Genomic DNA, 26,752 nt, shown 5'->3' with positions numbered 1-26,752 from the left:
ACTCAATTTTTGATACTATATCAACATTTAGATATAACTTTGTTACAGATCATTTTATTTCATTGATAAAATTTTATAAATATCATAATAACAATATAGCTATTAAATTCGTTTTTCACAGAAGTTATAGCTAAAATTGAACATTTTATCATTCTCTTAATAGGATTACAATGCTTAAGTATTTCTAATGCAGCTGGGTACGGTTTTCTTAGATTTTCTATGTTTTGAAACTGGCAAAATATAATGAAGATATGTCATTTTTATTAAACATTTCTGTTTCTGCATCAAGATTTTATTAATTGACAATGACATTTTCTTTAAAAAAGATTTTTTAACATCCATAATTCCTTTATCATCTAATATTTAAATGAGCAATCCATTATTTATATTATAATTTTGAGAATTTATAATTGAATAGCGATAGTTAGAAAATTTTTTAGAAATATACAACAATGCTCTAAAAAATATAAATAAAAAATCATAATTAAACGTAAAAGGACTACTTAATTTTTAGGAGGATTTAAAAAAATATTTATCTTTTCCTTACTATAATTGCTACAGCAATCGCTATTATAGCTAAAATTATTGCTAATATAGTAAGAATTGTGTTCCTGGTCTCTAATGAGTTCATTTGAGATTTGAGAGAATTTATTTCATTGTTAGCTTTACTAATAATGTTATTTATGCTTTGGTTTAACGAAGTAATTTGATTTTGCTCCTGATTTAGTTTATTAGCAAAATTAACTACTATGCTTTTAGAGGTAGTTAAACCATCGGCCTGCTGTGCTACTACCTTTATTTCATACGTTCCGTCAGGTAATGCTGTAGAATTTAAAGTAATTTTTGAAACGTTATCAGAATTGTTTAAACTCACATTAAGATACGGATAAATTTTTTCTAAGATAGATAATGACACATTATTAATGTAAATTTGAACATCCTTGATTTCACTCCCTTTAATTTCAAAAGTTAGAGTAAACTTGCCAGTTATATTAGACAACGGTGAAGGACTTATAATAGTTATGTTAGGCAAGCTAGGATATATTCCTGAAATTACAGAATCCTGGTTATCAACAGATGAAGTATTTAGAATCATATTTTGAACTTTGGAATTTATTAAATTAACGTGACCATGTATTACCGTTATGTTTCTTACGTTCGATGATATCAGTGTAACGTTACTATCTACAATTTTTATATTTGTTAAGTTAGAATAGGTTATAGTTAAATCTCCGTATATTGTATCGTTATTCAAAATAGCATTATCTATAGTTAATTTATTTATCATTAAAGTATCGTTATTCAAATAGACGTTAAATGGTTGAACGTTAGTTAGGAAGGAGTTAGAAATTTCTGTATATGGTAAAGCGTATATTGTATATTGATCCTTATATGTAACATTGGTAGGATATCCATTATAAGCATTACCAAATATCAGAATTTCTAATGGACCACCATAATATTGAGTTCCGTAATAAGTTAAATTACCAAGATTTTGGGACGAAGGTACATTGAATTCTCCTACCCACAAATTAAGTGTTGAATTATAGTATAAAGGTACATTGAATTCATCATCTAGCTCTATTGTAGTTGCTTCGCTTTCATATATCTTAGGATAGACTATTGAAGAGAATATACCGTACTTAACTTCTGTACCGTTAGAGTATGTTATATTAGCATAAATTTTCACTTGAGATCCTTCAAATACGTATTTAGAAACATTTGCGTGAACTTCTGAAACTGCAGGAGAAACGTATAATTGACCGTAGAAGTACCCATCAATTCTGCTACCATTATGTGTTGGAACCGTAGAGAACAGTAGGACAGAGTACAAACCTGGTGAAGCGTTAGAAGGCACTTTTAGAAATCCTTCCCACGTCAAAAATCCTAAACCGTCCATAATTATTACTGTAGGCGGAATTGATACTTGACTTACCGCTATGCCTTGTGGATTAACTAATTTGGCAGTAATATTTGCTCCAAAGTTATTCGGTACACCGTCAATGTAAATTGTTTGTCCAGGCGAAACAACTCCAGGCATTGAAACTATGTGAGATAATATTATCCAATTTCCTTGAGATATGTCACCGTTAATTCCGAAGGTAAAACCGTAAAATTGATCTGGTTCGATTGCGTAAACTCCTTCTGGTAAAGAAACGTTCCCAGAATAGTAAACTGTTGGGATTCTAATTACCGTAAAGGTACCATTAATTTCTATTATCTTGTAAATATAACCAGAACTTTGATTAAAAGTATAAGTTCCTACTTTAGTGTAAAGGTTGGTCGTGATATTATATGAATACACGCTAACGTTTAATTCTTTAGTAACATTCATTGTAATACCATAAATATTATATACATAAGCAGTATAAGGTACTTTTCCATTTGAAGGGCCAAATAGGAAGCACTGTTGGAACTCTACTATAAATCCCGTAAATGTTACAGTAAATCCTATTGCGTGATCTCCATACACATTTACGAAAGTTATTCCGTTAGAATTTTGAGGAACTATTACTTTAGCCTCCCATAGTTTAGCTGTAGAATTATAGAACATTTTTTGTGATGTTACATTACCTTGTATAGTTTCTAAACTAACATGGAAGTTTCCAGAAGTTATTGTTGAGCCGTTAGTTATATTTGCCCAAACATACATTACCTGTCCTGGATAAAATTCCCTTGGAGCCAATCCTGAAGAATTTGTTACGTTTACTTCTATACTTATAGACGGAGTAATTTTTATTTGAGATAGGTAAGTAGCTAGTTCTCCAGCATTAATCGTTCCCCAACCTGTTACTAAATTATAACCGTATTTAGCTACCCAAGGAATATTGTATCCAAAGGTAACTGGTTCTATTGCCTTACCGTAATCGTTTTTAGCAACATAGTACAGTAATGGATTAAATAAGCCTATTTTATGATGAATATACTGCATTTCTACTGTTAATAACCCTGCAGTAAGAGGAGAAGCTTCACTAGTTCCTCCAATCAACATTGAAGAGTTCCCAGGGGCTATTATATATATTCCCGGATAAATGTTAGCATTTGCAGAAACATCTGGAGTCATCCTGCCATTAGGATAACCTTTAACAGATAATCCCCATTGATACCATGGTGTAGGTTCTATAATGCTAACTCCTCCTGTTGATCCTCCCTCATTTTCTAAGAAAGGAATAAAACCATAAGAGGACCACGCAGTTTGATAAGATCCATTAGGGAAATCTACATACGTAGTAGTCCCGCCTACTGCAGTTACGAAAGGCGATTCGGATGGATAAGCTATATCTCCTAAAGGTCCGAAACTATATCCAGACCCTCCTCCATCCCCACTACTAGCTAAGAAAGTTATACCTTCTGCAGAACCTAAAGCATAGTACATGTTAGTTAGCATTACTATATCATATAAGAGTTGCGGAGATTGAATCAATGCCGATTCTTCAAATCCAAAGCTTTGAGATAATACGTCTACCTTGTCTTGCTGGTCTATATATGCTATTACTGCTGGAAGATCCAAATCGTTATTTCCTACATATAGAACTATATTAGATTTAGGAGCCATCACATGAGATATTTCAACGTCTAAACTTATTTCATATGCCCATCCTGTTAGAATACCTAAATTGGGTTCATATCTACCTATTGGTACTATAGTTAAGTTAACGTTTGGTAAATTGTATATTTTATCAAAATAATGTAATTGTTGAACTATTTCTGGATCTCCATAAAAGTCCAGTATACCTATAGTGTAGTTTGTCCCTTCATATCCTTTATTGTAGAGCCATGTAGTATTGTAAACTCTTTGCATTACTTTTGGAGAGTATCCAACGAAAGGCTCAGTTAAGTTTCTGCTATATTTCTCCATTTGAGTAAGAGTTTTTTGAGTAAGTAGAAAATTAGGATGCTGCAAGTATATTGCAGTGTAATTAGATGAGAAAATGTAAGCATCTATCTTAGGTTTTCCGTATGCGGTATAATATACTACGCTTCCGTTACTATACTTTTCATAATAAAGACCTAAATAATTCTCCACTTGAGCTACTGTTCCCTGAGCAACTATTACAGAATCTGAGGCAGTTAATATGATCTTAAATCCTTTATTCTTTAAATAATTCAGCGTTCTATTGAAGGATTTGATAGGATAGAATAATTCCTGGACTTCCTTCTTTGTTAGGAAATGATGATACAATGGAGATAATGGGTTAGACACTTGGTATGCGTAATAATAAATTAAGTTTTCATTTTTAAGCGGAATAAAGACTGTGAATGTTACATTTGAAGAATTAGGAAGTGTCCCTACGTAATGGAATCCTTTAACTGTTATTGGTTTAACATTGTTTATTATTGTATTATTTGATGTCGAAAATGATTGAAAAACTAATGTAGGAGATATTACTAGAAATATTAAGAATACAACACTTAAAATTTTTTTAGGACTCATTATCCTAAAAGAACCATTCGAATTTAAAAATTTTTAGGTTACAAAGTGATCTTTTGATAAAATTTATAAGTCTAATTACATAATTTTGAAAAAATTGAATTATATATCTATTATTATATTTCAATTTTATGTAAGAAAAATTTTAATATAAAAATTTCTTTTTTGGATTAATTATTCTTTAATCATTTTTGAGAAGAACACAGCTTGCTCCGATCTATATGATATCTCTTTAAATCCTACATTGAAAAAATCCTTTCTCATATTTCTGACAATTTCAGGTTCTGCCAAGATAAAATATCCGCCTTTTTTAATTGTTAAAAATAAGTCTTCGGCTAAATTCTTCCTAGTTAATCTTGGTACATTATAAAAATACAATACCGAATACGCTAAATCAACGCTCTCTCTCCTAAAAGGTAATGGAAATAAATTATTTAAAAGATTTATCTTTCCTTGTGAATATTTTTTAGCATCATCAATTTTTATCTCTTCATTCCATGTATCTATAGAGAGAATTTCATTCTGAAGTTTATTTTTTAGAACTAAGGAAATAACACAATTTCCTCCTCCTATTTCAACTATTCTCTTTGGATTAATTCCTTCAAAGTCCTTAAGCAGGGATTTTGCAAAATATATTTCTTCGTCAATTGTAACTCCCATCCTTCTAAAAGGCTTTATATCCCAAGATCTTATGCTATCAAAAATTGAAGACATAAAAGTTTTAAGATTTATTAAAATAAAAATGTTACTATTGAAAGAAAAATCAATTTATACGACTAAAATTATCTTTTGAAGTTCCAATGAAAAATTTTTATGGTTTTTATAGTTTTGTTTATATACAAAACCGAATTAATGGCCCCTAAAATATATTTTTAAACTTCCATTTAATTAAGGTATTATGTACATGAATTCTATTAACGAAAGTATAGGGAATATAAGAACGGGATTATTATTTTTAGTAGTTGGATCGATAGTTTCTATTCTATCTCTGCTAGGAGCAGGAGTGCTCTTTGCTGGAGCGTTTTTTATGAAAAATTTCATGCTTCATTTCTTTATATTAAGATTCGTTATTGGAATTATATCATTAATATTCATATTTTATAGTTACATTAATCTAGATAAGGGATTCAAGGGATTATTGCAATTATCGAAAGACTTCAATATAGGTTCTATTGGAGCTTTGATCATTTTAATTGGAGGAATAATATTCCTAATAACTTCCTTTGCAGAAATTATTATTGTAATTGGTGAAATTATCCTAGGTATAGGAACGTATTTAGTAGGTTCATATTTTAATAATTCCAATACCAAAATAGGAGGAATATTAATGGCAATACCTCTAATAATATTACCTTTAATAGGATTTATTTTATCCTATATTGGATTAGGGGAAATTGTACAAGCTAACCCTATACAATATCAACCAAACCAGGTTTCTTTACATCAAGTGGGTATGGGTATTCTTAGGAATAATGATGTTTATGCTACAATATTTTCATCTTCCCAAATTCCCATTATTTCTGCAGAAATACAAGGTACTACGTATGTGGCGAAAAGAATAGACCCTCAGATTCTATTTCCAGGTAATAACAATGTAATGATAAGTTTTGATCAATTGATAATTTCTAAGAGCTTTAATATAATATTAAAATTAAGTAATGGACAAAGCTTAATTTTAGCAGTTAGCCAATAATTTTTTTAAGCAAAAACTCTGGAAGAGAATTCACTTAGCAAGTCTTACGAAACCTATTTGACTAATTATAACTCCTATTAATGCTAATGTAGAACCAAGTATTTGGAAATATGAAGGTATCTTGCCTAGAATAAGAAAAGAAAACACGTATGCAGAGACTGGAACTAATATAGCCATTGTAGAAGAAGTTAAAGGACCCAAATTTTTAATACTTGAGAACCAGAATATGAAACCCATTGCTTGTGCTATTATAGCAACGCCTATTGCAAAAAGTATTCCATAAACGTTAAAGGTAAAACGGAAATCTATCCCTATTGTAGGTAAAGCAAATAAGGCTGAGAAAAGGGACATAAAAGCGTTAAGTTTAGTTACGCTCTCCTTTATGAGATTCCTCCTATAATACACTGTTCCTATAGCCCATAATATGGCAGCTAAGACAGCTATAAGCGAACCTATATTAAAATCGCCGCTATCTACTGAAATGAAAATTCCAGAGAAAGCAATAATTACTCCTAAAAGCTGCAATAGGTTTATTCTCTCTCCCAAAATTCTTATTATGACTACAACGAATATGGGCTGAGTGTAAATTAGGACTGAAGCTAATGCAGGATTGGAAGATAAATTTATTGCTAAATTTAATAAGATTACAAATAATGACATATTTAAAATTGCATTTATTGCCTCTTTTTTACCAAAAACTATTCCTCTAGCGTAAATAAGTAAAAGTACGCCTCCTATAGAGAATCTGAAAAAAGTTAAAATAAATGGAGACATGTAATATAGAGCTAGCTTAGATAAAGGAAAAGATAATCCCCAAACAATTATTACACCAATTATTGATAAATAACCGCTTACTTTTGACACGTTCAAAATTGAGCATTATGAATATTTAACGTTTTTTAGACGTTACCTTCTCTTTATACCGTAGATTGACGCTAAAACTACTATAACAACTGCAATAATAATCAGTATGTATATTGGGTTTAAACTTGATTTTACTTTTGTAGTAATCACACTTATTTCATTATTGCCGTAATCTGTGGTGATTATCTTTCCGTTATAAAGGATGACGGAAGTAGGTTTAATTCCCACTGGTATAGAATCTATATAATTTCCGTTTTTAAAAATTAATATCGAATTATTATAAATATTGGTAGCGTAAATTAAGCCGTCAGATTTATTGTAAGCAACAGAAAATATTCCTTCTCCTACGCTAACGTTTTCTATTTTAGTGTTTATTACAGTCATAAAATTTGAATGAGGATCGGTAACAAAAATATTTCCTCCAGAATATACTAAATTTACTGGAGTTCGATAAATATGAATTACACGAATTATAGAATCATTGATAGGATCGAAAACTATAACTGAATTATTATAAATTCCGGAAATATAAATCAGAGAATCCTTAGGATCGTAAGCCAAACTACCAACTCCTTGAGGTATTTTTATTATATTCACTACCGTGTAGTTCTTAATTATTGCCAATTCATTAAAAGCGCTGATACTTACAAAAAACTCTCCGTTCTGGGGATCATAAGTTATAGAATAAGGATACGATACCGAAATATTTCTCACAATATCTAAAGAATTTACATCTATTATATTGATTTGTGACGATAATGTAGAGGCAACATATAAAAATTGATTAACGTAAAGTAAAGAAGAAGGGCCTTTTCCCACAGATATGTTCTTTATTATAGAAAAATTTTCAGGATTAATTACAGATACTGTATTTGAGCCAAAATTAGCGACAAACAAATAATGATTAGAAGTCAATGCCAAAGGTTGAGTACCTACATGAAAGTTTAAAACAGAAACAATTATTGAAAGAATTATAAGAGTTAATATAATTTTCATAATTCTGGCTTTTTAAATGGTTATAAAAAATTATTGCAGATTATTATCAGGAGTTATAGGAACGCTATTTATCTTTCTCTTTAATGCGTCTTCAACGGCACTAGTCATTGCTGCTGCAGCTATACCTACAGGAATCTCACCTATGCCTTTTGAACCCATAGGAGTGTAAGGAGAAGGTGTTGGAACTATATTAACCTCAAATTCCGGCATTTCCAACGCAGTAGGGAAATTATAGTCAGAAAGGTTGGAAGTTAAAAGCTGACCATTTGAGTAAACATATCTTTCATAGAGAGCAACAGATACTCCTATAAATGATCCTCCTATAATCTGTTCCTTAACTAAATCCTCATCTAACGGTGTACCTGGATCTATATATACTATGAGTTTTACTGGTCTTATAATCCCTGATTCGTCCACTTTAACTACAGCAATATCAACTGCGAAAGGATAGGCGTTAAACCTTGTTTTTCCTTGTAAGGAATATACATATGACGCACTTCCCTCTAGTTCTAAAATACTTACCTTTTGATCTCCTTTTATGAAATATCCGTTTTCAAATTTAGCTTCCCCTACTTGAGATCTCAAATTCCTAATCAATTCTTCTACTGCTCCTTTTATTGCGCCAGAAAGGAAAACTGACATCCTACTTCCTCCAGGACCAAAACTATATGGAGACTCATTGTTATCTAAAACCTTTACCTCGATTTTATCTAAAGGAACTCCTAGCATTTGAGAAAGCAAAATTTTTCCAGTATGTTCATTACCTTGGCCTTCTGGCCCATAACCTATTCCCAGCGTTATTTTTCCTCCTTTAACTTCTATTTTTACGCCTTCTTGTCCTGAAGGAGTACTAGGATCGGTGGAAGAGGCTATTCCTACACCATAACCTTGATTTCTTAAATTGAAAATTTCTTTCCGTGATAAAGCAATTTCCATCAATTTCTTAGGATTGCCTGAATCGTAGAACGCATAAGGAGACTCATAAGGAAACTCGTCAATGAAATTCTTCATTCTTATTTCAGCTCTATCCATTTTCAGTTCATCGGCTATTGAATCAACAACTCTCTCTAAAGCCCACGTGTGAGGGGGAGTTCCTGCTCCTCTAAATGCTCCGGGCGGATTTTTATTTGTCGCAACAAGAGAGGCATCATATCTTATATTTCTTACCTTATAGGGACCTGCTAGAATTCCTAAAGGCTTAAAGGCTTGACCGTTAAAGAGAGAAGCTCCTACATCTTCCCATACTTTAAAATCAAGTCCAGTTATTGTTCCATCGTTCTTAAAATATGCCTTAATCTTGAATTTTCTCTCTGGACCGGAACTGTTTGATGCTTCAAGATGCTCAGTTCTAGTTTCTATCCATTTTATAGGAATATTGAATTTCTTTGAAGCTAAAGCTATAGCTAAAACGTAATTTTTGAGAGAAAACTTCGAACCAAAACTTCCGCCTTGTCTAGCAGGAATTACACGAATCTTACCAAGATATTTCGATAAATCCTGAGCTTGCATGTAGGAAGCTTGCATATTAGAGATTATTGTGAGAGAATCCCCTTCAGGATAGGTTATTACACCGAAAGTCTCTATCGGATTACCTGAGGATCTACTCCAATATAAATTCAGTTCGATTTCCCTATCGTTAGGCATAGAGCCGTATTCGTATACCTTATTGTAAACTACGTTAGAACCCACTTCTTCAAAAACTAAAGATCTATTCTCTAACGCTTCTTCAATGCTTCCTACTGGTTCTAAAGGTTGATAATCAACATTTACCGTTTCTGCAAGATCCATAGCAGTGTAAACGTCTTTAGCAATTACTACAGCTATTGGCTCACCTACGTATCTTACTTTATTGTAAGCTAACGGAAGAAGATTTGCAGAACCCTCATTTTCAGTAATTTCAGATTTTAATGAAAATTGTAGATCTTCCCCAGTGAGAACTAAAGCACCCTTATTTTTCGCATCCTGAGCATCAACTTTTATTTTAGCATGGGGATACGAACTTCTTACAAAAACTGCATGATATCCAGAAAACTTAACATCATCCACATAATTACCTTTTCCTTTTAAAAGATCTTCTACATCGGTTCTTTTCATGATAAAAGATTGCTTTCCCAAGATTAAAAGTTTGATCTGTAATATTATTTTATAATTTTTTATTATTTTAGTTTCTATTTAAAATAGACTTTTAAGATAAATATAGACATCAAAATAAACTACTATTTTAAAATTGTTATGTAATAAAAAGTTTGAACGCGATTCTAAACTTTAATCAACTAAACATCATTAATATAAGACACTATAAAAAATTTTAAATTTAATAACAATTCATTATAATCGAAATTAAAAAGATAAAGAATAGCCTCATGAGGAATTAGCTTTCCTTGCTGATGTTAATCTAAGAATTTTAATTCAACCTTACCATAAGTAATATCAATGAAAGTTCTCATTGTAGCCCCGTGGGAAAAAATCCTAAGATTTAAAGAATCTTCTTACCATCCAGTAGACGAAAAAGGAGACACAATAGACCTTGCACTTAACGCAAACAATTCTACTTTGGCAGAATTTAATTATTTTAAAGAACAAAAAAACGAAGTATCACTATTAATCTTCCTTCCCTCAACATTATCTTACTTGTTGCAAGATCCCCCTCCAGATTTTCCTTCTCTAAGCGAAGGAATAAAATCTAAGGTAAAAGAGATAATTAATGCGGAATATGAGGCTTATGTACTTCCAGGTATCGGAAACTACGTTAATAAAACAGTTATCCATGAACACAAGGGAGGAATAGGAAATTATCAATTTCTATTTTATTTGTATCTTTATAGGAAAATGATGGAATACTCACCAAACCTTGTCATATTAGATACTTCGAACGTATCAGATTACGAAATACCCGCATCAATGAACGCTACTAGATTAGCTATAGATGATTACGTTTCTTCAACAGGAAAGGAAATAGAATATTTCCACGTTAGTGCAAGTCCATCATATATTGATAAAGGAGAAATAAGAATAGGCCTTATATCAAAGATGACAGTTAAAAAATCGAATATAGAAGATTATTTGACCAATGAAATAAAATTAGTAAAAATCCTTGATCCTAAGGAAAAAGGACTTAACGCTGTAGGAAAGTCAGACATGTACGGAATAGGAAAATGTCTAGAATACGGATTTCCCTTAGCATTACTGTATTTATTAAAAGAGACTAACATGAAAAACTTAGTAAAACCGGAAGATGTAGAAAAGACCATTATAGACTCAATAAAGATATCTAAATCTCCGGATTTATACTCTTTAGATCAAGGGATAGAGGCCCACGAGAATGCACCCTATTATTTTATAGGATATCACTTCATAGAAAATTATAAGAAACTCTCTGAAGGAGAAGAATTCTCATTAGATGCTATAGGAAAAATATCTGAAAACATGGGAAGAATGCAGAGAGTAATTATAGGAAGAGAAATAGAAAGAATAAAAGAACTTGTTTCTATAGCTAAAGAAGGAGAAGAATTCTCATTAGATTACTTGATAAAATTGGGCAATATGAAAGTAATAGACTGGATAAAGAAACCTGAGATAGAGGAAGATACAGAATGCGAATTCGAAGAAACTAAAATGATATCTCACGCAGGTTTCGGGAGAAAGTTCACTGTAGTACATGTAAAAAACGGAGTTTATTTAAGCTATAAGAAAGAGTGCCTTGAAAATGTTATAAATTCAGTAAAAAATTTGGATAAAGAGAGTTAATTTTTATCCTATCAAAGTAATAGATAGAATTCAGTGAAATTAACAACATGTATATGTAGAAATTAAGAATCCTTAGTGATTCCTATATAGAACGCCGTAAAGTTTCTTATCAATTTAAATGTAGTAAAAGAAGTAATAATACAAAAAACTTACTGAAATTTAGTATTTTTGGAAAAGTTGAAAATAAATTCTGTCAGGAAAAGTAGATAAGATTGCCAAAAATGGCTATCTTTATACTATTATTTTTTATCTGAACAAGGGGTTCAAAGGGGGCGGAAGACTCCATCCGTAAGGGTGGAGATGGATAGCCTCCTTTGTGGTTACATTTAAATACGTATTTTTCAAATATTCTATTAATGGCAGTCACTGACGGAGTAAGCGTCACTGAGACGCCTTGGTTAAAGCGAGGGTCTATGTGGTACGCCTCTGCTCCATTCAACAGTCCCATATTGGGATACTGTGGGTTCACATTAGTGCTCGGGGTCGGAACGACCCTTAGTGCCTGTGGAGCTGAGACCTCTACCTTTGGCAAGCCTCGGCTTTGAAGCAGGAAGCCACGTCCGTTAGGGCGTGGTAGTTCACTACAACGCAGTATCACTTTTAATTTCGTTTTCGTGCTCAATATAGTTCTCTTTCTTTAAGCCGGACATTATTCCCCATGGATAGAAAACTGCTAAAGAAACTATTGCAGTAATTATTGTAGAATCTATAAAAGGTATTATGTTCAATGCACCATCACTACCAATATAGGTCATAAAGGTAAGGAAAGCTATATACATTATATACCATATAGCTTCTGGGAAATCCTTTGTAGATTTTCCTATAGTAGCAAAAACTGCTGTAGCGATAGCTAACAATACTACAGAGTAAGGTACTGAAGGCCAACCTGACCAGAAGACTATTAGTGAGGAACCTACGAAAGCTATTGCAGAAATTACGTTACCTAAAGGTATTCTGAACTTTGTAACTCCCTGCTTTCTCATTACTACCAAAGCAATAGGATTTGTTGAAAAACCTAAATATCCAGCTACAACACTGTCAGAAATTAGACCGTAAATGCTAGGTACAGGAGCAAACAAAAAGGTAATTAGAGCTCCTACTACTGCAAAAATTATTAATCCCCAATAAGGTATAGCATATTTTTCATGTAATTGTTTTACTGCACTACTCATGAATTTAGATCTTCCCATTGCTAAAAGTACTCTGCTTCCGCTTCCCATGTAAATGTATCCAGTAAGGAAAGGTCCGGCTATTGCAGCTATCAATATGATTATAAGGAATACTTTTAGATCATATGAAGACGCTAATATAACGAAAGGATTTCCCACTATGTTTGACATACCTCCCCAATTACCCGGAGTAATGCTAAACGCACTCCATTTTACAGTTAATATCAACGCTAAGTCATACAATATATAAACTGTAGCTTGACCTAAAATGGTAAACAATAGGGCATAAATAATATTCCTTTTATTTTTAGTTTCTTCTGCAAAATCTGGAACTACTCTAGCGCCTCCAAAAGCAAACATAGCAAAAGGCATTGCTGCAAATACTCCTGCTATTCCAAACGGTAAAACTCCATGGTAGATTGTGAAGTTCTGAGGTTTTGAGAAAAGAAAAATTAAAGCTATTGCAGGCAATGCGTAAAATATCATTTTAACGCTTCCAAATCCTGCAGTAATCCTTGCAAATACCTTTATCCCGTAATAATTAAATGGTATATATGCTATAAGAATGATGACGCCCACTATTGCGCCTAAGAGAGTAGGAAAATCTTCCTTATTTAGAAGTTGAGGAAAGAAAAAGTCTAATCCCTCTATAGTAGCGTAAGCCTCTATAGGAGGGATAAAAAGGTACCATATAAGGTCTGCGGTAGCGTTAATTAAGTTAGTTACTACTCCGTGGGAATAAATAGAATATCGAGATGGCCCTCCAGCTTCTGGATAAGTTTGAGATAGCTCTATGTACGTTAAACCAATGGTAAAGTAAAGAAGAATTCCAATTATCCAAGCTATTAAGCTTCCAGGTCCAGCATAGGCTGTCATTTCTACTTGACTGAAGAATACTGCAGTAGCTACAGCTCCAGATAATCCGATAATAAATAACTCAAAGAAGTTGATTTCTTTTCTCAAATGTTTTCCTCTTTCAGGATTGTCTGCCATGAGGATTTCCTTATTCCTTATCCTTTATAAATTTACTTTGAGTTTTTAAAGTAGATTAAAGAAAATTAAAAAGATTATATTTATCAATTTTTCTTTTAGGTAGAATATAACGATATAAAAATATTAGTTCAAATTTTAAGATTATATTTATGAAGATAGATGTTCACCAACATTTAGGGATAAGAGATGTGAAAGCTAAGGAAATTAGAGAACTTTTCGACTACGTTGTTTTGAATCCAGCTTATAAATACGGATGTATGTGTTGTGTAGATGGGTTTTACCAACAATATTTATGGAATAAGGGAAAGGATTATCTTCAATTAGGTATTTATAACCCCAAATGCAGAGTTCCTGCAGAAGTTGAATTAGGAAGACAATACGACAAAGGCATTGTAGGAATTGTTCTTAACCCTATAAATCATGATTTTGAATTGAAAGAAGCATGGAAAGTTTATCAATTTGCTGAAGACCATAGTCTACCAGTTTTTGTATGTACGGGAAGAGGTAAAGGAAATCCTTTAGAATTAAAAAACGTTGTTAAGGAATATAAAATAAGGATAGTACTCATGAGATTAGGATATCCACAATACATAAATCAAGCTAAGGAAGTTATTAAAGAGAGTAATATATACGGTGAAATATCTTCGGTTCCAATTGATTTAGTTAAGGATTTTCCAAAAGATAAGTTAATTTTCGGTAGTTGTTACCCTTATATTCCTCTTTCAATAATTAAAGATAAAGAGATTCTCGATAATGCAAGGAAGATTATAAATATCTAGAAAAGATAAATTTTTTGTGATAATTGATCTTACTTTTCCTATAGAGAACGGAATGCCTTACTACCCTGGAGACCCACAACCTAAGATTGAAAAATTCACTTCAATCGAAAAGGAAGGCTATGTAGTTCACAAGCTAACTATAGGCACTCATACTGGTACTCACGTAGATGTTCCATCTCATTTTATACCAGAAGGTAAAACTTTAGATCAAATAGAGATTACCAGATTTTCTGGGAAAGCTTATGTTATAGCCATTGAAAAAGAGAAAATAAATAAAGAAGATATCCCAAACGTTGAATCAGAAATACTTTTGATATACACTGGAACTAGTAAATCCTGGAAAAATGGATGGAATATTAATAAATACTCTATTATTACTGAAGAAGCATCAAAAGAAATTTCTAAAAGATTTAAGCTTGTAGGAATTGATTCTCCAAGTATAGGATCCTTCGAAACTCATAGAATTTTGCTAAAAAACGAGATTATTATAGTTGAGAACTTAGCTAATTTAGATAAGATAATAGGAAAATATGTGGATTTCTTATGTTTCCCTTTGTTAATAAAGGGAGCTGACGGATCCCCAGTCAGAGCTATCGCAATAGTGAGGTAAATTGAATTTTATATGTTAGATTTTTTATAATTAAATATGAAAAATTATTTTATAACTGAATTCTTACTATTTTCCTTATAAAACTCTATAAGAAACTCAATTATATTATTTATTGATTCTTTCTTTCCTTTCTTTGTTGGTAATTCGTCTGCTAATTTCATTAGCTCTTCTTTTACGTCCTCTGAAACCTTTAATATTGCCATAATTAAATGTCGAATTTTTGGTATATATACCTAAATCATCTAAAGTTCAACTAATTTATTGAATTCTCTATGTAGTATCCAAATTGTTTTTAAGATAGAAATATCTACTAATTAGAAATAGACTTTAAATAGTAGTAACTCTAAATTATATATAGTGAAAAAGTTTTGGAACAAGAATTTAGAATACCTTTAATTGGTGAAAAATTCCCTGAATTAGAAGTAGACACCACACAAGGAAGAATAAAATTACCAGATCAGTATAAGGGCAAATGGTTTGTTATTTTTAGTCATCCAGGAGACTTTACACCAGTATGTACAACAGAATTCGTTTCATTCGCTAAAAAATATGAGGAATTCAAGAGCATGAATACCGAACTAATAGGATTATCAGTTGACAGTAATATTAGCCACATTGAGTGGGTAAACTGGATTGAACAAAACCTTAAAGTGGAAATACCTTTCCCCATAATAGCAGACCCTATGGGAAACGTTGCTAAGAGACTTGGAATGCTACACGCAGAGTCTTCAACTTCAACTGTAAGAGCAGTGTTCATTGTTGACGATAAATCCACTGTAAGATTAATCATGTACTATCCTCTAGAACTAGGAAGAAACATTAACGAAATAGTAAGAAGCGTTAAAGCTTTACAAATAATTGACAGAACTGGATCAGTAATGCCTGCTAATTGGCCAAAGAACGAAATTATAGGAGATAATGTACTTAATCCTCCACCTAGAAATTTGAAGGATGCTAAACTTAGGTTAGGGCAATACAAAGGATTTGCATGGTGGATGACTTACAAGGAAGCAGACAAAAAAGACGTTGAAGAAGCTAAAAAATACATCTAATTATTCGGGAGGAATTTCCTTATAGTTTAAATCTATATTAATACCTTTTTTCAAATTGTACCATTTAGATACTCCATAGATTGCTAAGCCTAGACCTATTAAACTTACAATATAAGCTATGCCAGGCCAGAATGGAGCACCGTTCTCCACTACTCCGAAATAAGGATTAGTAAAAGCCTCATATCCCATAAATATCATTAAGATAGACGAAATTATTGCTGTCACCAGCATTCCCTTCCTCTTTGACTGTAATGCAAATCTTGCACCTGCAATAGACACTAAAAGTAAATAAGCTATAGCTAAAGGAGTATAACTGTACAATGCCTCAGTTCCTAAAGGACTTATTATAGGCACTGTCATGAAAATCAAAGTAACTATTAAGTCCAAGACATGAGCATATGCCGGAGAATTATTCCTATTTAATCTCGAAAATATTTCGGGGAAAAGTCTATCGAAAGAGAAGGCAAATACATATCTAGCGAATACCACTACTCCGAAGGCCATGACAAAGAATTCCCAAGAAATTAGACTTATACCAATAAACCATTCCAAGACTTCGTTACCTGAGAGAGCCATTGCCACACTCCAGAAATTGTAGGTTCCTGTAGGATATAATCCGAAATTAAAGCCATATCCTCCAGCTACATCCATTAAAAAGAACGGTACAGTTATCAAAAATAGGGTCATTAAACTTCCTAAAATTAAATTGTATTTTATCCCTTTTTCGCTTTTAATTTCTGCGGAAACTGCAGGACCTGCGTAAAGCCATATGTAAGCAAAGGACGCAAAATACGGAATCATGTAAAGAGTTGCAGGTAAACTAAAAGTTGGACCGTGATAAGTCGTTGGCGTTAAATTGAAAGCATGAAGGAATGGTAAAATTTTGGTATGAAAATCTGGAATATTGAAGGCAAGAACTATCATAGCTACTATAGTACCTATTATAGCTAAGGAACCTAAAGCAGAAACTAAAGTAAAACCTAGTTTAGGTCTCAGTATGTTTATCCCTATCACTATGGCAAAAGCTACAGCTGCTAAAGCGTAAATAAATGCATCGTTAGCAAAAATTGTGTTTGAAGCTGTAACTAAATAAGACTGATTATTTAGGGAACCTATTACAGACAAAACTGTAGTTATTGCAGAAACTGAGAAGAACGCTGACAAAGCAAAGTATGGAGGCATGTTAAAAGCTATAGCTATTCCCATTATAGATCCTATTTTTCCGCTTAATTTTCTAGACAACCAAACGTAATCTCCTCCAGTTCTATGAATCTCGATTATGAAGAAAGTATAGAGGAAGACTAAAGGTAAAGTAAGTAAGAAAGTAAATATTGAAGCAACCCACAGTACGGCGCCTTTTACTATGTAAGGACTTATTCCAGTAAATATTGCCAAACCTGCACCCATGTTAGCTAAGTTTAACATTGTAGCGTCAAGCAGGGAAGCGTTCTTGACTAATCCAGAAGAGTTCCTAACGAACTGCATAATGTACAGTATTACGAATAATTTTTAAAATTATCTGTCGAAAACATGTTCGGGATAATTATGTGTTTAAATTTCTTGGTATTTAATTAATCCTCAGGAGCTTTATCAGTCTTGGAGAGATCTACCATTCTCTCTTCACCATGAATTCTCTTTATAAATTCGTAAACTGGATAAGGAACTAAATCCTTCCAATTATCTCCTTTCAAAATCATGCTCCTTATTAACGTAGAATTATATTTCTCCCTATTAAATTGTTTAGGAACTATTACCTCGTATTTATCTCTTATAGAAGTTATAACTAAAGGATTTCCAGTAATTACTGCGTCAAATTTTGGGGAAACAAGCTCTACGTCATGAATCCAGTTTTTATTAGAAATAGATTCCATTAAAGGAAAAAGAAAGACTTTTTTATAAAGAGATTCTTCTTCCAACGCATTATAAATCATTTCAACTCTTTCCCCAGCAGTAAAAGGATTATAGAGCGTGTGACTTTCCTGTGCACTACCCACTATAAGAACCAATTCATCGAATCTTTCTAAAGCCCACTTTACTACACTTAAATGACCTAAATGAAATGGCTGAAATCTACCTGGAAATAGAACTCTCATTATTAAGTAATGATTACTAAAAAATAAAAGTTTAAGATCAAGAATTATCGGTTTACTTGCAAATTTATAAGTAATTAAGTGAAAATTATTAATGATTCCAGACTATCTATCCTTAACCTTCTCTCATAGACTAATTACACTCTCAGAAATATCATACAAATCAAATTATTTTCATTATCTTCATATTTAAATCCTTATTTTTAGATACTTAATATTAAGTTAACGTAAATATACAAATATATATTCCTTATCAGCCTCACGATAAGATAAATCTAGTATACTAGGACTATATCTATAATTATCATTATATACTTTTTTAGGGAGAAGAATCATTTTATTTCTTGAAAGTAAATTTCCAAGATGGAACAGAAAGAAAAAATGAAAAGAGAGAAAAAGTTGGTGAGAAAAAATTACTTTATGATGATCATTTTCAATAAATTTATAGACAATCGTCTATACAATTCTCATGAGAATGATGAGAGAAAAAAGAGAAAAAATGAAAAATAAGGGAATACCATAAAAAGAGAAAAAGAAAAGGAAAGATAAAAATAGAAAATGTTCATCTCATCCCTTATTTTCCTCCTTTAACTCTTGCAAAGATAAGAACATCACAAGAAGAATTAAACATTAATCTATCATGTTGAAAAAAGCAGGATTACAATTTTGTAATATCATAATTACTAGGTAGGAGGTGAACATGAAGATTAAAAACGTAAAAGTTCGAGTTACAATGTGTATAAGACGAAATCAGACGTGTAGATTGAACGTTTAAAAGACTGTCTATTCATTCAATTTCACGAGCAGACCATGCGAACAGAACGACGTCAGATCATTACAACGAATTAGTTCGCATGAAAAAGAAAGGAGATAAAGGAAAAGTTTATAAGTTTATTGTTCAGAATATATAAATCAGAATATAAATCCATTAGTTTCATCCAAAAAGGAATTGAAAGTTAATTTATTGTCTTGCTCTAAAAAAATTATAGAGAATAAGGTTTCATCCAAAAAGGAATTGAAAGATTACCATCAAGGGGTGGAAGTTTTGAACTTAACGGTTTGGAAGGTTTCATCCAAAAAGGAATTGAAAGTCTAATATTTCCTTCAAACTTGCCATCTTTTTCGCCTAATTAAAGTTTCATCCAAAAAGGAATTGAAAGGCATTTTTTAATACACCTTTGTCATTAAACCGTAATCTTGGGTTTCATCCAAAAAGGAATTGAAAGCTTTTACATCTTTAATTAAGTACTTTGCATTTGTTTGAAGGGTTTCATCCAAAAAGGAATTGAAAGGATAAATAAAGAAAATGAAAATAAATCAGATTTTAGTTTCATCCAAAAAGGAATTGAAAGTTTTCAAGATCATATTCTCGTTCTCCAGCTTAATTATATGGTTTCATCCAAAAAGGAATTGAAAGATAATTTCGGCGTAATTTGATGCCACACTTAATGTGTGGCATGTTTCATCCAAAAAGGAATTGAAAGCATACTTTTCGTCTTTCATATAATCGATGGCGATAAATTCGCGTTTCATCCAAAAAGGAATTGAAAGAGTATTTCAATATACTGGATATCAGTCGTTTTGGGGTATGGGTTTCATCCAAAAAGGAATTGAAAGAACATGAAACAAATTAAGCATGAAAAAATTAAATTATTGTTTCATCCAAAAAGGAATTGAAAGCTGGTAATGTTCCTATTACCACGTTATAGTTCTGTAATAGGTTTCATCTCAAAAAGGAATTGAAAGTTTTTGGTCGATATACATGTATGTTAATCTGTTATTTAAGGTTTCATCCAAAAAGGAATTGAAAGTACATACTCCTCTATTTTATCCTCATTATTTCCAGTTAGTGTTTCATCCAAAAAGGAATTGAAAGATTTTCTAGGAAAAACAGAGAAAAAAGATTTAAATACTCCTTTAGTTTCATCCAAAAAGGAATTGAAAGACATTCTAGAAAACGCGATACGCAATGCCTTTGAGGGTTTCATCCAAAAAGGAATTGAAAGAATTAGTATTCTTCAAAATATTTATATCGTAAAATTCTAAATCACGTTTCATCCAAAAAGGAATTGAAAGTAATCATATCTGTGATTATTAAAACTGTTTTTCTTTATGTTACGTTTCATCCAAAAAGGAATTGAAAGTTGGCGGATTTTGAGGAGAATAGCTTGTTAAAACTCCTACAATGTTTCATCCAAAAAGGAATTGAAAGTTTCTTTTAACTCCTGGTCATTTTCGATAATTTGTTCGTTTCATCCAAAAAGGAATTGAAAGAAATTATCAAAGAAAGAAAAATAATTAGCTATAGCTGTTTCATCCAAAAAGGAATTGAAAGAAGTATAAGTTGCCGTTGCTGTCCTGCAGCAATTGGATTCCTGTTTCATCCAAAAAGGAATTGAAAGTGACTTTGCAAGACTGGAATAATTTCGTTAATAATTTGCTATGTTTCATCCAAAAAGGAATTGAAAGTTAACTGTGACTTTCCTTTCGCTTGCTATCCTGTTCAATTGTTTCATCCAAAAAGGAATTGAAAGTTTAGTATCAGTTCTTTACCGTGTTTTGCGATGGCTGATGTTTCATCCAAAAAGGAATTGAAAGAATTTTTTCGATTGGGTTCAAATTTTTATAATTTGAACTTAGTTTCATCCAAAAAGGAATTGAAAGATTATAACTTCTAATGGAGTAAACATGGAAATCTAGTCTTAGGTTTCATCCAAAAAGGAATTGAAAGGATACATTAATGTTTTCAAGTATGTCTCTATTACGCTATCAGGTTTCATCCAAAAAGGAATTGAAAGTCAAGCACGATAAAGATATGTAAATGTTTCCCTGATGGCGAGTTTCATCCAAAAAGGAATTGAAAGGATACATTAATGAAGAACAAAGAAGGAAGCAATGGGGTTTCATCCAAAAAGGAATTGAAAGCACGTATGGCTTCTTATTGTATATGTCAAACTCAAAGTACTCGTTTCATCCAAAAAGGAATTGAAAGTTAATTAATACGTATTTTGTCTTTTCCATATCTATAGTATAAGTTTCATCCAAAAAGGGATTGAAAGGTCTTACCTTTAGGATCACACCGTTCTTTAGCCTAAAGGCAAAGTTTCATCCAAAAAGGAATTGAAAGTTGAAAAAGCTGCGAAGAAACACAATTTGAGAATAGGTTTCATCCAAAAAGGAATTGAAAGTTTAGTATTAATTGTCCTAGGACATCATACCCATAATCTATAAGTTTCATCCAAAAAGGAATTGAAAGTTCATTTTTTCCATTTGAACATTTTCTTGTGTCATGTTTCATCCAAAAAGGAATTGAAAGACGTCAGGGAAGTCAGGGAGAGTTTTAAGACTCTCTCTGAGTTTCATCCAAAAAGGAATTGAAAGGGTTTTTCGAATAAATTTTCAATATACTGGTAATAATGTAGTTTCATCCAAAAAGGAATTGAAAGAAGTATAGAATAGGAAACATGTATTGCTTGCCAAATATTTTTAAGTTTCATCCAAAAAGGAATTGAAAGGTTAGCATTCCGTCACTCATCTCTAGGCATTCAAACCTATGTTTCATCCAAAAAGGAATTGAAAGATCTAACTTTGAGTATTCAACCCTGCATAATGTTTCCGCGGTTTCATCCAAAAAGGAATTGGAAGAATTGAAAGAGAAAATGATAGGAAAACTCGGTATAATAAATCCACAAAAAATTGGAATATTATTTAAGAATATCTTTTATGCTATAACTTATTTTGTTAAAATTTTCAATTTCGTCAAATGTACTTTCTTTATCCAGTGTAAGCATTCCTAATCCTCTTGATTTTCCGCCACCTATCTGTAATCCTTCAGTATTTATAAACTTTAGTGTATTCTTCCATACTTTTAATTCGTTTTCATTAGGTATTCTAAGAATAATTTTAAGCTCAATTTTTTGTGGCCTTAAAACCTCCTCGTCAAATAGGTGACCTCCCTTGTCTTCTTCATATGCTTTCATTTTCATTCTATCTATTGTTACGTGAGTTAGGAATGTTCCATTTTCATGAAATACTGAATCGCTAAATGTTAATTTTGAGGCAAAGAAATTAGAACCGTAAAGTCCATCTATAGGGCACTTAATTGAGGCAATGTATTCTCTTATTTTATCTTCTACATCTCTTACACTATATTCGTTATTTGGCGAAAATATTGATGACAAATTCGGGTATTTATCGCTTTCAATTTCTTCTCCTCTTATTTTATCGCCTTTCTGTTTAATTGATTGAAGTATGTCCTCGATTTCGTTATCGGTATAACCTTCATGTCTATCATCTTTGTGTTTATCTGAACTACCTATTTTCATTGACTTTGCTACATATTCGCTTATCCTTTTGAACGATCCTTTCCATGAGCTAAATGGTATAACGTACATCTCATCGTATTTTAGGAAATATAGTACTTTCTTATCTGTTTCTCCTCCTATCCTTAATCCGCTTGTTTTGAAAATTAGATTAAATAAGTAAAATTTCATTTTATTGCACCCCACGTAAGAATGATCCTAAGTCGTTTATTTTTATTATGAAATTGAGTCCTGCCGGTTTTAATTCGTCTATATTATAAATCTTCTTTATTTTTACTATAGATCCTGGAGATAGGACTTTCAATAATGGTTTTCTCCCCATTAGATCTTTGTAAGTAAACCAGGCATTATACAGTTCTTCTTTACCTAAGGCTTCTTCGTATTCGAAGAATGATTTGTCAAGGAATTTTTCTATACAAGGACTTAGGCAGTATGCCCAATCTCCTTCATTAGGATTAGGTATTTCGTATTCTTTAACTTTCTTTACTTCAACTTTTCCTGCTCCTTTATATCTGGATTTTCCAATATAAGCCTCATTTACTCCCAAATCTTCGCTTGCAATAGCCCATAAATCTCCAACTTCCTTATATTCATAAGCAAATAGCATTCCTGATTCAGACGCTCCGTGGAATTTGTTTATAGCTACATGCATATTAATTATTGAATTAAATCCAAAACTTTTATATTTATATGGAATAGAATTTGTGTTTTCTAATTTAACAATAGTTCCAGTTTTTGGTTTTGGATATTGATCCTTAGAATATTTCTCTTTTATCTCATTTAACGTTCTTTCTAAATCGTTTTGTAAATTTTTAATTTGAAGTGAATTCGGTTCTTCTACGAAATCTTCACTTTTTCTTGAAATAGCAGGTAAAAATGGGTGAGAAGGGGCAGAGTTCAAGGGAAAGGCAGGACTGACGTAAAAGTCTGATATTTTCTTGTACAAATCGCCACTATTTCTTAGATAAGATTCTAGTAATGCTCCCCTCAATGTCGTTGCAGGAATATAGTCTTTCGTAGTGTAGTAATATGTCTTTATAGCTCTAGTGTAGAAGGAAATAGGTTCTTTTGGCGTTATTCTGAGAATTATTGCCATAACCAATCACCTAAATATTTCTTTATTTCTAAAGAAGGACATTCCTTTATTTCATCGATCTTTAAATCTATCATTCCTCCTCTCCCTAACCTCCAGAGCCTTAAGAAATATAGTGACAATAAAGTTAATTCTAGCATCCTGCAATCTTGAGTGTAGAGCTCTACTTCGAAAGTAAAGTCTTGATTTGGAGGGATGACTTCTTGTTTAAATAATGCATGTTCTTTTGAAGTATTAGTATCGTCTTTTATTGAAACCCTTGTAAGGACGTTTATTTTATTTATGCTGATTGAAGATACTCTTAGTATGCCTTCGTGATCTGGATATCCAAACAGCTTACATACGTCACATACTCCTTTCTTATGTGCTTCTATTATTTTTTCTGGCCTTACTTCACCGCAGGAAGTGAATTCTCTAACTAATCCGTTTTTTATTGCCCAAGATATTGCAGTTCTCATTGCTCCTTTAATGCTTGAGCCTGGGATACCCATATCGTTAAATCCTATATCTACGTAAGCTATTCTTGAACTATTACCTATAGTTAAAGAACTTAGGTTTTTTAAATGAACTTCGAATTTCATTCTCTCACCTTGGAAAATCCGGAATCAATACTTTTCAAAATAAAATAAATATCTAATATATTGATTTTCTTTTCATCGATTTTATAACTTTTAAGAATCTTGTCTATAAGTTGAGAATATTCCTTGTGTCTAACCCTTTCTCTAATTAAATAAATAATTGTTTCATTAATGTTTTTATGCATATATAGAAATTGTACAATACTTTCCATTTCTCTCACAAAATCCTTAAAATTTTCGTCCTTGCCTGAAATATCCACTTTTACGTCGTTTAAAATGTCCTCGACTTCGCTAATAGTATTTTTATAGGAAAGTATTGTGAAATCTCCAAATCTTTGGAAGCTTCTTATGGCTGATGGAGAAACAAAAGATGGCGAAACTAGTATTCCAATGGAATTCCTATCAATATTTACCTCATCTTTTTCTATTTTTGCCTCGTCCATTATTTTTTCCGCAGTAGATACTGCAAATTGTACTGGGTGATCAGGTTTTACTGTAACTATTCCAACTTTAAACGTAACTCCAGTGTTCCTATATACTTTTTTTATCATGTCTATCATGAAATTGATGGAAATTAATGCAGGAGATATGAGTAGACCCTCATCTCCTCCCAAGAATTGAATTCCTGCTATTAATCTTTTTACCATTTCTTGATTTTTATTGTAATATTCTTTGGCTGTCTCTCTCAAACTTTTCTTTATCCAATAATCGGTGTAGAAACTCTTATCGACGTATTCGCTCCACGTTAATGTGTTGGCAAAATACATTGACGCATCATTAGCGTCAAATTTTATTATGCTTACGTACCTAGGATCATCGTCTGAATTGCCTCCAGAAATGAAAACCATAGGATCTATTCCATTATATCCTATATCTACCTCCTTATTGCATATAATATACTTAGGTTTTACTCTGGCAGAAAATCCTCTTTTATTAGCAAAATCCTTTATGGTTTTACATCTTGAACATAGGTATTCCTCACCGACCTTGTCTACTGCAGGCCTTTCTTTGCAGTTATCGCATATCCTGTGTAATCCAAGGGAAAGTATTTTAGAACCTTTAAATTTCAAACTATTAAATTGAGATTCTCTCATTAGATCGGAGATAACGTCATAAGAAGCTAGATTCTCGTTAACGAAGAATGGTTTATAAGTAATGGGAAGTTCTATATCTAGATCCCTTAATAACGAATCGTTTTTTAAGTCATCAATAAATTTCTCTGGTTCTACATCTGATCTTCCTACTAGAATCGAATGTCCTCCACTAACTGCAAGCAAAGCCTCTAGAGGAAGTCTTGTTTTCTGAAGTAGATTGTCGAAGTGCACAAAAGGTAGAGTAGATACTATGAAATCTACCATAAAACTAGCAGTGGAAATGTCCTTTAGATTGCTAAAGTACTCAATAAAAGATTGAACTCCAGGGAAATTAATATAATATATGTATCCATTAACTTTATTGTTTTCAATTTTCTTCTCGCCTTTATTTTGCATAATATGATCGTAAGCTAAAGCTGAACATTTTGAATATCTTTTCCTATATTCCTCTTCTCCTAGTTCCTTTATCCATTTATTCTCAATATTTATAGAATCTGCAGTGCTTTTTTGGTTAAGCATTTCAGAAAACGGTGAACATTCCTCATTTTTAGAGAAGACTTCCTCAATTTTCTCATTAGGAAACCTCTCATTTTCTGCAGCTATATGATCTGGTTTGAAATCTAAGGAATGATGCTTTTCAACTCTGTCCTTTACTACTCCTAAATAATCAATAATGTTTCCCTTTACTCCTTCTTCCTTTACCTTTTGAATCACTTCATTAAAGAATAAGCTAGCTCCGTCAAGATGTGCTTCAGGTTTAATTATCTTTCCTACGTCGTGGAGTATAGCTGCTAATCTATAATAAGGTATATCCTTAGCTTCACCAAATATTAACCAACCTATTAATGAAGTTAGATTCATATGAGCAGCTAATGAAGAAAAGTTCTTTCCAGGCCTTGTATCTGCAGGAGTTGAGAGAAGGGCCTCATAAATCTCTTCAATATCAGTATAGGAACTATATTTTAATATTTTTGTGAGATTATCAGCTTTCATGTCAAGAATTTCTGAAGGTTTTATATTTTTAATGTATCTATTAATTACATATGCTGTAAGATAATCAAAATTATTAGTAATTATTGAATTATCTTTAGATGTATAAGGTAAAGGAGGGAGAACCATAGGGGCCTTATAGACTAGGGAGATAGTATCTGCTAAAGCGTTAGCCAAATCTTCTGGAGTATTAATATTTCCAGAGAGTATTAATATTGACTTTACAGTTAAGTCTATTAGCTTTTTAAAC

General features: G+C 31.9%; 18 protein-coding genes and 2 CRISPR repeat arrays. Of the genes, 5 read left to right on the top strand and 13 right to left on the bottom strand.

Translation table 11 applies throughout. The features are described 5' to 3' along the window. Positions 1-532: 532 nt before the first annotated feature. Both DFR85_RS29435 and DFR85_RS29430 read right to left on the bottom strand, forming a co-directional pair. Positions 533-4,435: a S53 family peptidase gene (locus DFR85_RS29435; RefSeq protein WP_110271352.1), complete on the bottom strand. Its 3,903-nt coding sequence runs from the start codon at positions 4,433-4,435 to the stop codon at positions 533-535. A 171-nt stretch (positions 4,436-4,606) separates the two neighbouring features. Beyond that, entirely contained in the window at positions 4,607-5,146 is a 540-nt protein-coding gene (locus tag DFR85_RS29430; RefSeq protein ID WP_110271351.1) for a methyltransferase domain-containing protein, read from the bottom strand. A 190-nt stretch (positions 5,147-5,336) separates the two neighbouring features. Here DFR85_RS29430 and DFR85_RS29425 point away from each other — a divergent pair, with 190 nt between their 5' ends. Continuing rightward, positions 5,337-6,125: a DUF973 family protein gene (locus DFR85_RS29425; RefSeq protein ID WP_162582853.1), complete on the top strand. Its 789-nt coding sequence runs from the start codon at positions 5,337-5,339 to the stop codon at positions 6,123-6,125. Positions 6,126-6,155: 30 nt separating this feature from the next. On the opposite strand, the gene DFR85_RS29420 is transcribed toward DFR85_RS29425, so the two are convergent. Genes DFR85_RS29420 through DFR85_RS29410 form a run of 3 tightly spaced genes read right to left on the bottom strand, consistent with a single transcriptional unit; the run spans position 6,156 to position 10,079 of the window. After that, positions 6,156-6,989, bottom strand: coding sequence for a DMT family transporter (locus DFR85_RS29420; RefSeq protein ID WP_246252908.1), 834 nt, complete (start codon positions 6,987-6,989; stop codon positions 6,156-6,158). A gap of 42 nt (positions 6,990-7,031) precedes the next feature. Further along, on the bottom strand, positions 7,032-7,985 hold the full coding sequence (locus DFR85_RS29415; protein ID WP_110271348.1) for a YncE family protein: 954 nt from the start codon (positions 7,983-7,985) through the stop codon (positions 7,032-7,034). 30 nt (positions 7,986-8,015) lie between these two features. Then, the gene (locus tag DFR85_RS29410; RefSeq protein WP_110271347.1) at positions 8,016-10,079 is read right to left on the bottom strand and encodes a xanthine dehydrogenase family protein molybdopterin-binding subunit; all 2,064 of its coding nucleotides are present in this window, start codon (positions 10,077-10,079) and stop codon (positions 8,016-8,018) included. Positions 10,080-10,418: 339 nt separating this feature from the next. On the opposite strand from DFR85_RS29410, the gene DFR85_RS29405 reads away from it, so the two are divergent. Then, complete coding sequence (locus tag DFR85_RS29405) at positions 10,419-11,732, top strand: TM1812 family CRISPR-associated protein (RefSeq protein ID WP_110271346.1); 1,314 nt, start codon at positions 10,419-10,421, stop codon at positions 11,730-11,732. 581 nt (positions 11,733-12,313) lie between these two features. Here DFR85_RS29405 and DFR85_RS29400 read toward each other — a convergent pair. Next, positions 12,314-13,894, bottom strand: a complete 1,581-nt coding sequence (locus tag DFR85_RS29400; protein ID WP_110271345.1) for an APC family permease — start codon at positions 13,892-13,894, stop codon at positions 12,314-12,316. 149 nt (positions 13,895-14,043) lie between these two features. Here DFR85_RS29400 and DFR85_RS29395 point away from each other — a divergent pair, with 149 nt between their 5' ends. Next, complete coding sequence (locus DFR85_RS29395) at positions 14,044-14,673, top strand: amidohydrolase family protein (RefSeq protein WP_110271344.1); 630 nt, start codon at positions 14,044-14,046, stop codon at positions 14,671-14,673. A 16-nt stretch (positions 14,674-14,689) separates the two neighbouring features. Further along, positions 14,690-15,283 (top strand): cyclase family protein, encoded by a 594-nt coding sequence (locus tag DFR85_RS29390; protein WP_110271343.1) that lies wholly within the window; start codon positions 14,690-14,692, stop codon positions 15,281-15,283. A gap of 44 nt (positions 15,284-15,327) precedes the next feature. On the opposite strand, the gene DFR85_RS29385 is transcribed toward DFR85_RS29390, so the two are convergent. Further along, positions 15,328-15,486 carry a hypothetical protein gene (locus DFR85_RS29385; RefSeq protein WP_162582851.1) on the bottom strand — a complete coding sequence of 53 codons (159 nt, stop codon included), beginning with the start codon at positions 15,484-15,486 and terminating at the stop codon, positions 15,328-15,330. A 165-nt stretch (positions 15,487-15,651) separates the two neighbouring features. Here DFR85_RS29385 and DFR85_RS29380 point away from each other — a divergent pair, with 165 nt between their 5' ends. After that, the gene (locus tag DFR85_RS29380; RefSeq protein WP_110271342.1) at positions 15,652-16,335 is read left to right on the top strand and encodes a peroxiredoxin; all 684 of its coding nucleotides are present in this window, start codon (positions 15,652-15,654) and stop codon (positions 16,333-16,335) included. On the opposite strand, the gene DFR85_RS29375 is transcribed toward DFR85_RS29380, so the two are convergent. The 6 genes from DFR85_RS29375 to DFR85_RS29350 all read right to left on the bottom strand — a co-directional run bounded on the left by DFR85_RS29375 (position 16,336) and on the right by DFR85_RS29350 (position 26,679). After that, positions 16,336-17,820: an APC family permease gene (locus DFR85_RS29375; RefSeq protein ID WP_110271341.1), complete on the bottom strand. Its 1,485-nt coding sequence runs from the start codon at positions 17,818-17,820 to the stop codon at positions 16,336-16,338. Between the two features lie 86 nt (positions 17,821-17,906). Beyond that, positions 17,907-18,428 carry a nicotinamide-nucleotide adenylyltransferase gene (locus DFR85_RS29370; RefSeq protein ID WP_110271340.1) on the bottom strand — a complete coding sequence of 174 codons (522 nt, stop codon included), beginning with the start codon at positions 18,426-18,428 and terminating at the stop codon, positions 17,907-17,909. 928 nt (positions 18,429-19,356) lie between these two features. Continuing rightward, positions 19,357-20,105: direct repeats of the CRISPR family, unit length 25 nt; unit sequence GTTTCATCCAAAAAGGAATTGAAAG. 105 nt (positions 20,106-20,210) lie between these two features. Further along, a CRISPR array of direct repeats spans positions 20,211-22,070; the repeat unit is 25 nt; unit sequence GTTTCATCCAAAAAGGAATTGAAAG. A gap of 59 nt (positions 22,071-22,129) precedes the next feature. After that, entirely contained in the window at positions 22,130-22,918 is a 789-nt protein-coding gene (locus DFR85_RS29365; RefSeq protein ID WP_110271339.1) for an RAMP superfamily CRISPR-associated protein, read from the bottom strand. A 1-nt stretch (position 22,919) separates the two neighbouring features. Further along, the gene (locus DFR85_RS29360) at positions 22,920-23,843 is read right to left on the bottom strand and encodes a hypothetical protein (RefSeq protein ID WP_110271338.1); all 924 of its coding nucleotides are present in this window, start codon (positions 23,841-23,843) and stop codon (positions 22,920-22,922) included. Then, on the bottom strand, positions 23,834-24,421 hold the full coding sequence (locus tag DFR85_RS29355) for an RAMP superfamily CRISPR-associated protein (protein WP_110271337.1): 588 nt from the start codon (positions 24,419-24,421) through the stop codon (positions 23,834-23,836). Before DFR85_RS29355 ends, DFR85_RS29360 begins: the two co-directional genes overlap by 10 nt. After that, positions 24,418-26,679, bottom strand: a complete 2,262-nt coding sequence (locus DFR85_RS29350; protein WP_110271336.1) for a hypothetical protein — start codon at positions 26,677-26,679, stop codon at positions 24,418-24,420. Before DFR85_RS29350 ends, DFR85_RS29355 begins: the two co-directional genes overlap by 4 nt. Positions 26,680-26,752: the final 73 nt, after the last annotated feature.

Source organism: Acidianus brierleyi, from assembly GCF_003201835.2.
GTDB classification, from domain to species: domain Archaea; phylum Thermoproteota; class Thermoprotei_A; order Sulfolobales; family Sulfolobaceae; genus Aramenus; species Aramenus brierleyi.
This window is presented reverse-complemented; position numbering and strand designations above follow the sequence as displayed.